This window comes from Pseudomonadota bacterium, assembly GCA_039196715.1.
In the GTDB taxonomy this organism is placed as follows: domain Bacteria; phylum Pseudomonadota; class Gammaproteobacteria; order CALCKW01; family CALCKW01; genus CALCKW01.
Genome location: JBCCUP010000106.1, coordinates 1 through 11,936 on the forward strand (window position 1 = coordinate 1; position 11,936 = coordinate 11,936).

Consider the following 11,936-nt stretch of genomic DNA (forward strand, 5'->3'; position numbering starts at 1 on the left):
CTGCGCACGTTGATGTAGCGCCAATCCTGGCTGTTGCCATCAAGCGTCCACGCACCCCACACGAGCAGGCCACGTCCGGTAACGTATCGAATGGCGTTAACCGCCTTGCCGTCGAGCGGCACGTTCAGGTCCTCCTGTTCGTCGTGACTCAGGGCAACACACGGAGACACAACGGAGACAAGCCCGGTGTTGGCAGGGGCTTTGAAGACGCCGACGGTGTTGTCTGTCCGCGTGAACACCCCCGCCATGGCAGCGGCAGGCGGCATGACATTGATGGCGCGCAGCAGTGCCTGCATGACGTCTTTGTAGCGGGCGGACACCACTAAAAGCGCCTGGTGCGTCGCCGTCACGGTGGCCGCCGACGCGTCGTCACCGGCCATCGTGTCAGCCAGGGTCGCAACGGCCGCGCCATTGTCCGCACCCTCACACGCCGACTTGATGTGATTCGCAAGGCCGGCACGGCTGTCTTCATGGATATTCGCGTAGCTGATGTCGGCGCTGCTGTACACAGACGTGTGCAGCCAGGGGTAGTAGGCAACGCCGTAGCTGAGATCGTCGTAGGTGAATGTGTCCCTGAAGTCGCGAATGACGTCGACGCCGCTCGGGTCGTTGCGGGTCTTGTCCCCGTTGAACACGTCAATCACCGCAACCCGTTTCCGCATCGCGGTGCAATGGGCGAAGGCTTTGTCCCACACGGCTTTGTAGGCAGCCAGGTCGGGCATCAACACCGCGTCGGGGATGACGACCATCGTCGGTTCCGCTTCCTTGCTCAGCGCCTCCCACACCGCCTCCCCAAAGTGGTCGGGGCGCTTGGCCTCAACACCGTAGGACCCCACCGACACGATCCAGCACGGCCCGCCGCCGTTGTCGAAGAAGAGGCGCATCCCGTTGTACAAGTTGAAGCGGGACGTGGGGTCCGCTTCGACAACAACCCGTTGCTCGTCTGTGACCTCGAGCTTAAACATCGGCTTGGGCGCGCCGCCGTAGATGTCTTCGAATTCGGCCAGCGAGCTGAGGCGAACCGGCACGTGGGTAACATCTGTCGCGCCGCGCTGGGCGGTTTCTGTGTACCCGACGAACGCCGGCACCGCGGTCGGCACGGCCACCACCGAGTTCGGGAACGCGTCACTTTCCACGACGTAGACGCCGGGCGTTTTCATTTGGGACATCCCGTCCTCCAGGATTCAAGCTGATGACAAGCGTGGGCGACGAACACCACTGAGGCGACGCCTGAACACCCCGTTGGCGGCGTGCGCCGATTCGGATTGCACTCACCAACGTGCCCTGCATGAACAGTGTGGCACAGCGACACCGTGACCGGGGTGCGTGCGCTGACAACCAAGGCAGCATTGGGCTGGTACCACCCACACCGTTCGGCGTAGAGTGACGGTGGTGCTGTGAAATGGGACAGAGAAGAATGCAAGCCCTGCAAGGCGTTCGCGTTGTCGACTTCACTCACGTGTTCGCCGGCCCGTTTTGCACCAGCCAGTTGGGCGCACTGGGCGCGGACGTGATCAAGGTGGAAGCGACCGACACGCCGGACATGATGCGCCCCGAGGGGGCCGACCCGACACTCCATGCCGAGGGGCGCGGCAGCCAGTTCATTGCCCAGAGCGGCAACAAACGCAGCCTCGCCGTCTCACTAACCTCTGAGGCCGGGCGCGAGGTCGTGGGGCGGCTGATTGCAGGCGCAGACGTTGTGGTCGAGAACTTTCGCCCCGGGGTCATGGCGCGGTTCGGGCTCGACGCCGAGTCGCTGCGCGAACGCCACCCACGCGTGATCACCTGCTCGATCAGCGGCTACGGGCAGACCGGCCCGAAGCGCCACCACCCCGCCTACGACAACGTGATTCAGGCGTTCTCGGGCATGATGGCGATGACCGGCGAGCCCGACGGCGGCCCCACCCGCGTGAGCCCGCCGGTGCTCGACTACGGCACCGGCGCACAAGCGGCCCTCGCCATCGTCGCGGCCCTGCTGCGCCGTGAACACACAGGTGAAGGCCAGCGGATTGACGTCTCGATGCTCGACTGCGCCATGATGCTCATGAGCAACGCCGTGGTCGACACCCAGGCCATGGCCCGGGCCCCCGCGCGCGCCGGCAACCACAACCCCGAACGCCCGGCCTACGGCAGTTTCGACACCGCCGCAGGCCAGGTGATGATCGGCGCGTACACCGCCGCACAAACTGCGACGCTGTTTCGGGTGCTGGGCCACGACGACGAGGCCGATGCGCTCGACGCCAACGGCCGCGAGCACATGATCGCGTTCACAGCGCGGGGCCGGGCCCTGGTGAGCACCGCGATGCTCACCGACACCGCCGACCACTGGGAACACACCCTGAACGCCGCCGGTGTGCCAGCGGCGCGCGTGAGAGACCTCGCCGAAGCCCTGGCCGAACCGCAGACCCACGCGCGTCATGCGCTCGCCAACGGCCTGCAACCCAGCGCCCCCGACCTGAACGTGCCGGTGGCGGGGTTCGAGACGGACAAGGGCGGACCGGACATCCGGAGGCCGGCGCCGCGCCACGGCGAACACACGGCCGCGCTCTTGCACGAGCTCGGCTACGCCGACGACGACATCAACCGCCTGGTTGCAGCGAACGCGGTGACACTCGGGCCAGGTTGACAGGCGCACCGGGTGTACCGGTGCTGCCCACACATTTTCGGCACGACGAGCACCGCTGCTCGCGTATGCTGTCGGCCAGACAATGGCCCCGGTGATCGAATCCGCCTCGTCAACCGCGCACTGACAACCGCGCGGACTACGTGGTTCACGGAATCACGGCCGCGTCACCCGCAGTCCGATACACTCCCGCCATTCCACTTGTCACCCGCAGGACACCGCCATGGCTGCCAAGCCCACGCCACTTGAAGCCGGAACCGTCGCACCGGACTTCGCCGTGACCACCCACGACGGCGAGGCCATCAGCCTCAGCGCGCTGAAAGGCCGGACGGTCGTGCTGTACTTCTACCCCAAAGACGACACGCCGGGGTGCACGAAACAGGCGTGCAACCTGCGCGACAACCTGGCTGCGCTCACCGACCGGGGCATTGCGGTGATCGGTGTGTCGCCCGACGACGACGCAAGCCACGCGGCGTTCACGGCGAAGTACGAACTGACGTTTCCGCTGGTCGCGGACCCGGAGCGCCGGGTCATCGAAGCCTACGGCGTCTGGGGCGAGAAGCAGAACTACGGCAAGACCTACATGGGCCTGCAGCGCACGACCTTCCTGATCGACGAGGCCGGTGTGATCCAGCACGTGTTCAAGCGACCGAAAACCGCGGACCACACCGCCGAGATTCTTAGCAAGCTGTAGCGTTGGCGGCCCGGCGTGGGCATCGTATGGCACCACGCCGCGCACGGACCTCGCCGTCGACCACCCAGTTGTTTCCCCGGGCATCGCCTGCTGCGGCCGGGAGCGGGTGACTCACCACTGTCCCGGCCACGCACTTTCTTCCGACCTGATGCGTCAGATCCCGAGGCCGGGGCTCACGTCGCTAGCGTACGTCCCGGATCTGCAACGCGAGCGCGGATTTGGTAAAGGGCTCACACACGATGTAGAGCCACACAAATTTCTTGTAGTGGCTCTTGTCGAGACGACCTTTGTAGTACTCACCCCACGTGAAGAAAGTCGGCTCAACCTCGTGGATTTTGCGGGATTCGACCTTCTGGACATTGGCCACCTTGCCTTTGTTGTCGAACACCCGAATGTCGGTCATGGTGACCCAGTGGTTGGATATCTTGACGACCGATTTCTTGGATGTCTCCTTCAGTATGTCGGCGTGAATCGCGGGAAACACGAATCCCTTGGCATTCAGGACACGCCGACACTCGGCGAGTGCCTTGACCTGCTTACCCAGCGGAAATTTGTCGCCAATACCCCGGTCATTCCAGTAGCCCAACAGCTCTCGACACCAGCGCTTCTGGGCGCCACTCATATTGCCTTCTGCATTGTAGTTTTGCGTGACCTCCCACTTTCCACCCCGGTGTTTCTTGAGTTTTTCGCGGTACTCCTGGCGCTTGAACCCCGCGTCTTCCATCAACGTGCCCGTGAACACGTAGTCGGTCAGTGAGAGTGTCCAGCGTTGGCTCCCCGGCACCAGGCTGTTTCTGAATTTGCTGGATGCCCTGAACGTCTTCTCTGCCCCCCTCATCGAACCGTTCTCGTACAGCTCTTGACAGTACTGCACCAGGCGATGCGGTTGACTGACGGCCATCGCGTACCCGATGGCTGTCGCGCCACAGAACCCAGCCGCCTCCTGATTGACCTCCCGCGGGTCGTCCGTGGTCTGCCGGAGGTCGGCTATCAGCTTGGCCTTGTCGACGTTCTTCCAGGCACTCGGCCGAGTCGACGCTTCAAACTGAGCCAGTTGGTACTGAATCCGGTTCCGGTGCTGAGTGTTCCGGAAAACGCGGTACTCCACGTAGTAGTCGCCCGATGTGCGGGAGACGCTTCTCGGGTTGGAGACCGTGTTGGTTGGGCGCGGCACATCCAACTTGAAGATGACCTCTCGCCGGTTCTTGGTTGTCACCAAAATACAGGCATTGCCCGCCATCAGCCATTGGTTGGGCAAGGAGAAATCCCTGCCGTCTTTCGCAACGAAGTCGAACGTGCCGAGACGCGCGCCGTCAGCGATGATATGCAACTCGCAACTCTGACGGCCCCGCCCGTTGTAGTCGATCGAGATGTTGCCGAAGTGGTAGAACGTCTCCCGTCGGTTCAACTGAGCCGGCACAGGCCGGCTCGAGAACGTGTCCATGTGATCGTGGGATCTGTCCTTTTTCCGACTTTGCTTGCTGGCCCGCTTTTTCCGTCCAATCCTGATCGCCATGTCATCTCCTTTGTCAAACCGACAGTGTTAGGCAACTGTGCTCTACGCGAGAGTCCCACTCGACAGAGCCAAGCGTTACCGGAGTGTCTCGTGCATGCGTGACACACGTGAACAGAGACTGTACGTGCTTTTTACAACTCCGAAACCCGTACTGCTGAACACCGCATCTTCTCGCCGAGGGTGATCTTGCGTGTCGAGATGAACCGGCGTCTTGATTGAAAAATGTCTATTTCATTCGAGAGCTGCCAAGTTGAGCACCCGAGCCTTTTGTTCATCGATCCGTGCGCGGTATACGCAATACAGATTTGCGCGCAACGCGAGCCACACCGCGTCCGCGGCGCCAAGGGCTAAGCGGAAAACCCGAGGCAAGCGATGCCGGGCTTAGAAACGCACGAACGCCCAGATCGACAAGGCCGATGTGATGCAACGCGTGTTCACGCGCTCACGGAAACGGAGATCACAGCGTCGAGACTCCGGGCAGCTTCTGGTGCGCGCCGCTTCCGTGTACCCCATCGCGCAGCGCTTCCGCGCACTTCCGTATCCGTCTTGCGAATCGCCACCATTGCTGGCGTTGCGTCCATGACGGCGGTGCACGCCTTGTGCTGTTCAACCGAGCTGCGGGTGCGCCCGGCGGATGGCGGGCGACACCACCTTGGCAGACACACGCACATCCCACACCGCAGCGCCGCCGTTCGCCGCGAAGGCCGCCAGGTGGTTCGGTAGGCTGTCAAGGTCGGTCAGGGTCTCCCCTGCCAACCCGAAGCCGCGCGCAATCGCCGCGATATCGGTGTGGCCGAACACCGAGCCCCCCTCGGGCAGGCCCTCGGCGCGCAGTTTGTGCACCTCGGAGCCGTAGGCGCCGTCGTTCATGACGACGATCAGGATGTTGAGCCCGTGGCGTTTTATCGTCTCGAGCTCCTGCACGTGCATCAGCAGGCTGCCGTCGCCGTCGAAGAGGACGACAGTGCTGTCGGGCTGCGAAGCAGCGACGCCGATCGCAAAGGAGGTGCCGTTACCGATAGCACCAAACTCGCGCAGGGTGAAGAAGCGCTCCTGCGGGCGCGACGGCATCTGCGCAAAGAACCACGAGCAGTGACCGCTCGAGTTCACGAGCTGCCAGTCGGGCGGGATCGCGCGCTCGAGTGCATCCACCACCGCGCGCGGGTCGAGCAGGCCGGGCTCGATGTCGACCACGTGGCTGTCGGGTGGGGCGGTGCGGATGCGCTCGGCGATCGCATCGGATCGCCAGGGTTGCGTTTTTACAGACAGGGTATTAGTGATCGCCTCCGCACCCAGACGCGCATCGGCCCGGAGGTGGTGGTGGGCGACGTCCTGGCCCTGGTTGCCCGCCACCGGGTCGGTGTCGATCTGCAGCACGGTGGCCCCGGGCCAAAGCCGACCGCCACCGCCGGTGTGGTATGCGAGCGAGCAGCCGACCGCGATGATGAGATCTGCCTGTGTGAGCAGGTCCAACCCCGTTTCCGTGGCGAAGCCGCCGGCGATGCCGAGGCAGTGCGGGTCATCACAGAACAGCCCGCGTGCCGGCAAGGTGGTCGCAAGCAGGCCACCGGTTGTCTCGGCCAGCGCACGGCACGCGGGGCCGGCGCCGGCGTCGACCGCCCCGAGGCCGGCGAGCACAACCACGCGCGCCGCGCTGGCGACGACCCCCGCCGCACGGCTCACGTCGTCGGGGTGCGGCGGCATCGGTGACGGGCGCGGCAGCACCGCGTGCGACGGCGATGGCAAGTCATCGGGGCCCGCAAAGGCCTGGTTTTGCAGATCAAAGGGCACACCGACAACCACGGGGCGGCGTTCGCGGCGCGATTGCAGAAAGGCGTCGCGCACCGCGAGCGGCAGGCGTGCCGTTGTGTGCAGCGCGTGGTAGGCGGCGCCGGTCGCGGTGACGAGCGGCGCCTGGTCGATACCCTGGTTGTACCACCCGCTGTTGAGCGGCGCTTCCCCCGCAAACACCACGAGCGGCAGGCGAGCGCGCACCGCCGCCGGCAGCGCGGTGATCAACTGGGTGACGCCAGGGCCACACGTGACCGTCGCGACGCCGACGTCCCGTGCCTTGCGCGCGTAGGCCATGGCCGCCGCGACCGCGCAGTGCTCGTGCCGCACGTAGAGCATCTGACACCCCTGCTCCGCGAGGCGCGCCGCCCATTTCATGTTCGCATCCCCAAGCAACGCGAAACACGTGTGCACGTTTTCCTGCCGGAAGGCCCTGGCCAGAGTGTCGTAGACGCGGGGGGTGGGGTCAGTCGTCATGGTGCACCGGTCACGGGGTCAGCATCCACAACGGTACACGCCAATCAATCTGCGCACCTCTTAACGTCGCTGCGCATCGACGTACGCTTTCAACACGGCCGCCATTCTGCCGGTGTAGCCCTTGGGGCTCTCGGCTTTGAAATACGCCACGACATCGGCGTCGACACGCAAGCTGATGTTGGGCTTGGTCCGTGGAGGTTGTACCGTCGCGTTGGCCCAGAAACGGGCATCGAGTGGCGGAATATCGCCATAGTCGATTTCAGCGTCCGACCGCTTTGCCAGTTGCTCAGGTGTCAAGGGCGTCTTGTACCGCTTCGTCATACCGCCTTCGCTCCCATTGATTTGCCGCTCGAGCCGAGATGATCCGATCAACGCCTGACCTGTCCGTGTGCACAACAACAAGCGCCACGCCTCCTCGAACACGCCCCACACTGATGTGTCTCACCTCGCCATAGTCTGCGCGTTCATCAACCCAGCTGAGCGTGAATCCCTCGAATATGGCCACCGCATCTTCAAACCGCACACCGTGTTTCGAGGCATTTGCCCGGTGCTTAACCGGATCCCATTCAAAGCGGTCTCGATACCTGACCATGCGCACCAACGGTAGATTGTAATACAAAATGTGTTACGCCCAGACCGTTGCCACGCGACGAATCCAGTGCCGAGACGGTGTATCGCAGCTGGCTCGACCACGCCCAGACAAAACGACCAAAAGCCCTGTGCTGGAGGCTTGCGATGCGCAAAGCCGTACCACCGATGTGTCAGCATCACTCGCATCAGTGCACCAGAATCCAGCAATCACCGCCGCAGTGCATTTCCGCGTTTAGCCTCACGACCGTGTCGTCTGTCAGCCCGGTAAGCGCCGTCGAGTCTCGTTTGGGTTTACCCTGTCCGTCCGCCGTGACAGGCACCCTCGAGAGTTGGATAACGTGACAAAACAAGCCGTTCTGCTGTCTGCCATCGCACTGATGGCTACGGGCGCGACCCACGCGTTCAGCCTCAATGACCTCAAGGACGCGGCAAAGGCCGCGATCGAGGACAAGACGGGCAGCCTCTCGAACCAGGATGTTGCTGGCGCGCTCAGCAACGAGGACATCACGCAGGGCTTGAAAGAGGCCCTGACCAACGGGGCCAACACCGTGGTCAGCCAGCTCGGCGCGGCGAAGGGCTTCAGCGGCGACCCGGCTGTGCGCATCCCCTTGCCCAAGAACCTGGCCAAGGCCCGAAAGCTCGCCAAGAAGGTGGGGCTCGAGGGCTACTTCGACGACCTCGAACTCAAGCTCAACGAGGCAGCTGAGGCGGCCACGCCAAAAGCCCGCGCGCTGTTCGTTGATGCGATCACCGGCATGAGCGTGAGCGACGCGAAGGGTATTTTGCAGGGCCCGGACGACGCTGCCACGAGCTACTTCCGAAACAAGACGGGTGCGGACTTGCAATCCCAGATGCGGCCGATCGTTGACGAGGCCTTGGCGAGTGTGGGCGCAGTGACGTCGTTCAACACGATGATGGAACGCTACAATGCCATCCCCTTCGCACCGAAAGTGGACTCGGACCTCACGGGCCACGTGGTCGAGAAAGGCGCGGACGGCATCTTCCACTACCTCGCAGTGGAAGAAAAAGCGATCCGAGACAACCCCGTGAAGCGGACGTCGGAGCTGCTGAAGCGGGTGTTCGGGCAGTAGCGACGCCCGCTCTGATTGTCTGCACAGGTACGCTTTGCCACTGGCGCGCCCCTTACGCCTCGCACGCCAACCGCGTCCAGCTCAAGACGCACTGCAACAGGGCTGAGCGCACCCGCGATAGCAGCAGCGGTCGATGCGCTTCGATTCAGTCAGTCGGCTCACTCTGACTGGAACCGTGTCGCATCGCTAACAGCGGTGATACCCACAGACCTGCACCGCTACGAAATCACACCACGGGCTGACACAGGCTTGTCTTTTCAAGCGCACACTGCCTCGACGTGCTCGTCCCCGTTACGGGCACCAAGCTGTCAAATTCATTTGACGCAAGGCAAAGTGTGGTTTACGCTCAGAAATCAATTTGCATACGTCAAACAGACGCTTTTTCTGGGTGGTTGGCGAGACTCCGCGACCCTACCGCAGTCGCGCGTGTGATGACACGACTGGACCGCGTTGCGGCCGGGCAATTCGGTGACGTGAGATCGGTTGGTCAGGGTGTGAGCGAGCTGCGCATCCACTGCGGCCCTGGCTACCGTGTCTACTACACGCGCCGGGGCGACACCGTTGTGCTGCTGCTGTGCGGCGGCGACAAGGCCAGCCAACGGCGTGATATCGCTCGGGCGCATCGACTGGCGCGCGAGTTAGGAGACTGAAATGGCCGGTAATACGACGCCCTATGACCCATCGCATTTCCTGATCGACTCCGCACGGCGAGCCGAGTACCTCAAGGCCGCACTGGCCGAGAGCGAAGGCGACCCCCGGTTCGTACTCGTGGCCCTCGGTCACATCGCCCGCAGTGTCGGCATGACGGAACTCGCCGATCGCACCGGCATGACCCGTCAGGGATTGCACGCCAGCTTGAGCGAGACGGGCAACCCGAAGTGGGAGACTGTCTGGAGAATCGCGGACGAGCTTGGACTGGAGGTCACATTCCGCGCGAAAGCGTCTGGAGAATAAGCGCCTATCGACCGGCCGTATGACGTGCCACACGCACCGCACTAGACGGCCGTGCCGTGCGGCCTCGCTCGCGGTCACGACGACACACGACAGCTTCAACGAACCACGTCTTCAGATAGAAAAGACATGCTTGTATTTTATATCTGATTCGTTCGCGAGCACACATCAATCGCCCGTCACGGCATCTCGATGTAATCTTCACTCAATCTTGATTTTGCGCGCGCGCGCAGTGGGTAGTCTTTCCTCACGGGTTCACCGTTATCGCAAACAACCCCTTTTTTCACGTTTGTTGAGGAAACACCATGACACTCTTTCGCCGCCTTGCCGCCACCGTTGCGGCCGTCTCATTCGCCGCCCTGACCGCTGTCACCGCCCACGCGGGCCAGATGGCGAAGAAGGACATCGTCGACGTCGCCGTTGGCGCTGGCTCGTTCAACACGCTCGTCGCCGCGGTTCAGGCCGCGGACCTCGTCGACACGCTGAAGGGCGATGGCCCGTTCACCGTGTTCGCTCCGACCGACGAGGCCTTCGCCGCGCTGCCGGCGGGCACAGTGGAAGACCTGCTGCTGCCCGAGAACAAGGACAAGCTCGTCGCGATCCTGACCTACCACGTGCTGCCCGGCAAAGTGATGTCGTCCGACATCGCCGGCAAGACACTCGATGCCGCCACCGTGAACAGCGCGTCCATCGCGGTCGACGCGACCGACGGTGTCATGGTCAACAACGCCAACGTGGTGTCTGCCGACATCGCAGCCAGCAACGGGGTCATCCACGTGATCGACAGCGTGCTGCTGCCCTGACGCAACAGCAGCGTGACGAGGCGGTGGTGCCGTGCACCACCGCCTTTTTTTTGTGTTAGACGGGCGCCCACGCGCCCACGAACTCAGCTGTCGGTGACGGCCTTCTGCGCCAGCGCCAGGCACAGCTCGGTTGCCACGGCCATGTCCTGTACCGAGATCCACTCGAGCGGGCCGTGGATGCACTGCATGCCGGTGAAGAGGTTCGGCGTCGGCACGCCGAGCTCGGTCAGCAACGAGCCGTCGGTGCCGCCGCGGATGGGCACGGAGATGGGCTCGACACCGACGCTGCGGCTGGCGTCGCGGGCGAGGTCGACCGGCGTCATGTCGTTCTCGAGCCAGTAGCGCATGTTGCGGTACTGCGGCCGGATGTCGCAGGTGACGGTGGCGCGCGGCTCGGTCGCCTGCACCGCCACGCATACCTGGCGAATGAGTTCGCCCTTGGCCTCGAGGCCGTCGAGCTCGAAATCCCGCACGATGAACTTGATGGTCATTTGGGCCGCGTCGCCGTTCATGTCGGTCGCGTGGATGAAGCCGTCACGTTCGTCGGTGGTCTCGGGTGTCTGGGTCGCCTGCGGCAAGGTTTGGATGATCTTGCTCGCCAAGTGGATGGCGTTGACCAGCTTTTCCTTCGCAAGCCCCGGGTGAATCGACACGCCGGTCACCGTGACGTCCGCGCGGTCGGCCGAGAAACTCTCAAACTCGATCTCCCCCACTTCGCCGCCGTCGAACGTGTAGGCGAATTCCGCCGCGAGGTCCTTGGCGAGTGGCGGGGTCACGCCGCGGCCAATCTCCTCGTCGGGCGTGAACGCGAGCCGGATCGGGCCGTGCGGGATGTCGGGGTTGTCGAGCAGGTGGTGCGCCAGCGTCATGAGGATGGCCACGCCGGCCTTGTCATCGGCGCCGAGCAAGGTGGTGCCCGACGCGGTGACGATGTCGTGCCCCTGCTTGTCGGCGAGGTACGGGTGCTCGGCCAGTGACAACACCAGGTTCGGGTCGTCCGGGAAACTGATGTCGCCACCGTTGTAGCGCTTGATCACACGCGGCTTGACGCCGGTCGCGTTGAACTGCGGTGCGGTGTCGACGTGCGCGAGCAGGCCGATGGTCGGCCCGGGTGCCGTGCCCGGCACGGTGGCGAGCACCACGCCGTAGTCGGTCAGCTGCACGTCGACCGCACCGAGTGCCGTCAGCTAGGTCTGCAGCAGGCGCAGCATGTCGAACTGCACGGCGGTGCTCGGCGCCGTCGGCGAGTTCTCGTCGCTCTGGCTGTCGATCGCGGCGTAACTCACCAGGCGGTCTTCAAGTTCCTGGTTGAACGGGCTAGTCATAAAATTATTGCCAATCACTAATCAAGTATTTTCCAACGGATACAAAAACACACTATTCTATTTTTCCAATAGAA

The 11,936-nt window shown here is 63.5% G+C and carries 11 protein-coding genes and 1 pseudogene; 6 read left to right on the plus strand and 6 right to left on the minus strand.

The genetic code is table 11. The features are described 5' to 3' along the window. Positions 1–1,169 (minus strand): phage tail sheath family protein (locus AAGA11_21190; GenBank protein ID MEM9605390.1); only part of this gene is annotated, 1,169 nt, incomplete at its 3' end. A 248-nt stretch (positions 1,170–1,417) separates the two neighbouring features. On the opposite strand from AAGA11_21190, the gene AAGA11_21195 reads away from it, so the two are divergent. Both AAGA11_21195 and bcp read left to right on the plus strand, forming a co-directional pair. Continuing rightward, on the plus strand, positions 1,418–2,626 hold the full coding sequence (locus tag AAGA11_21195; protein ID MEM9605391.1) for a CoA transferase: 1,209 nt from the start codon (positions 1,418–1,420) through the stop codon (positions 2,624–2,626). Positions 2,627–2,846: 220 nt separating this feature from the next. Next, positions 2,847–3,317, plus strand: a complete 471-nt coding sequence (bcp, locus tag AAGA11_21200) for a thioredoxin-dependent thiol peroxidase (GenBank protein MEM9605392.1) — start codon at positions 2,847–2,849, stop codon at positions 3,315–3,317. A 181-nt stretch (positions 3,318–3,498) separates the two neighbouring features. On the opposite strand, the gene AAGA11_21205 is transcribed toward bcp, so the two are convergent. From AAGA11_21205 to AAGA11_21220, 4 genes are all read right to left on the minus strand, one after another. Continuing rightward, positions 3,499–4,833 (minus strand): hypothetical protein, encoded by a 1,335-nt coding sequence (locus tag AAGA11_21205; protein ID MEM9605393.1) that lies wholly within the window; start codon positions 4,831–4,833, stop codon positions 3,499–3,501. A gap of 606 nt (positions 4,834–5,439) precedes the next feature. Continuing rightward, complete coding sequence (locus AAGA11_21210; protein MEM9605394.1) at positions 5,440–7,101, minus strand: thiamine pyrophosphate-dependent enzyme; 1,662 nt, start codon at positions 7,099–7,101, stop codon at positions 5,440–5,442. Positions 7,102–7,161: 60 nt separating this feature from the next. After that, positions 7,162–7,422, minus strand: coding sequence for a BrnA antitoxin family protein (locus AAGA11_21215; GenBank protein MEM9605395.1), 261 nt, complete (start codon positions 7,420–7,422; stop codon positions 7,162–7,164). Continuing rightward, positions 7,388–7,693, minus strand: a complete 306-nt coding sequence (locus AAGA11_21220; GenBank protein MEM9605396.1) for a BrnT family toxin — start codon at positions 7,691–7,693, stop codon at positions 7,388–7,390. The genes AAGA11_21215 and AAGA11_21220 overlap by 35 nt, the downstream gene beginning before the upstream one ends. A 337-nt stretch (positions 7,694–8,030) precedes the next feature. Here AAGA11_21220 and AAGA11_21225 point away from each other — a divergent pair, with 337 nt between their 5' ends. From AAGA11_21225 to AAGA11_21240, 4 genes are all read left to right on the plus strand, one after another. After that, positions 8,031–8,783: a DUF4197 domain-containing protein gene (locus AAGA11_21225; GenBank protein MEM9605397.1), complete on the plus strand. Its 753-nt coding sequence runs from the start codon at positions 8,031–8,033 to the stop codon at positions 8,781–8,783. A gap of 335 nt (positions 8,784–9,118) precedes the next feature. Then, positions 9,119–9,433, plus strand: coding sequence for a type II toxin-antitoxin system RelE/ParE family toxin (locus AAGA11_21230; protein ID MEM9605398.1), 315 nt, complete (start codon positions 9,119–9,121; stop codon positions 9,431–9,433). Position 9,434: 1 nt separating this feature from the next. Further along, complete coding sequence (locus AAGA11_21235; GenBank protein MEM9605399.1) at positions 9,435–9,737, plus strand: addiction module antidote protein; 303 nt, start codon at positions 9,435–9,437, stop codon at positions 9,735–9,737. 386 nt (positions 9,738–10,123) lie between these two features. Further along, on the plus strand, positions 10,124–10,537 hold the full coding sequence (locus tag AAGA11_21240) for a fasciclin domain-containing protein (GenBank protein MEM9605400.1): 414 nt from the start codon (positions 10,124–10,126) through the stop codon (positions 10,535–10,537). Positions 10,538–10,620: 83 nt separating this feature from the next. Here the strand turns inward: AAGA11_21240 and pepT are convergent. After that, positions 10,621–11,862: pseudogene (gene pepT, locus AAGA11_21245) on the minus strand (peptidase T). Between the last annotated feature and the right edge of the window lie 74 nt (positions 11,863–11,936).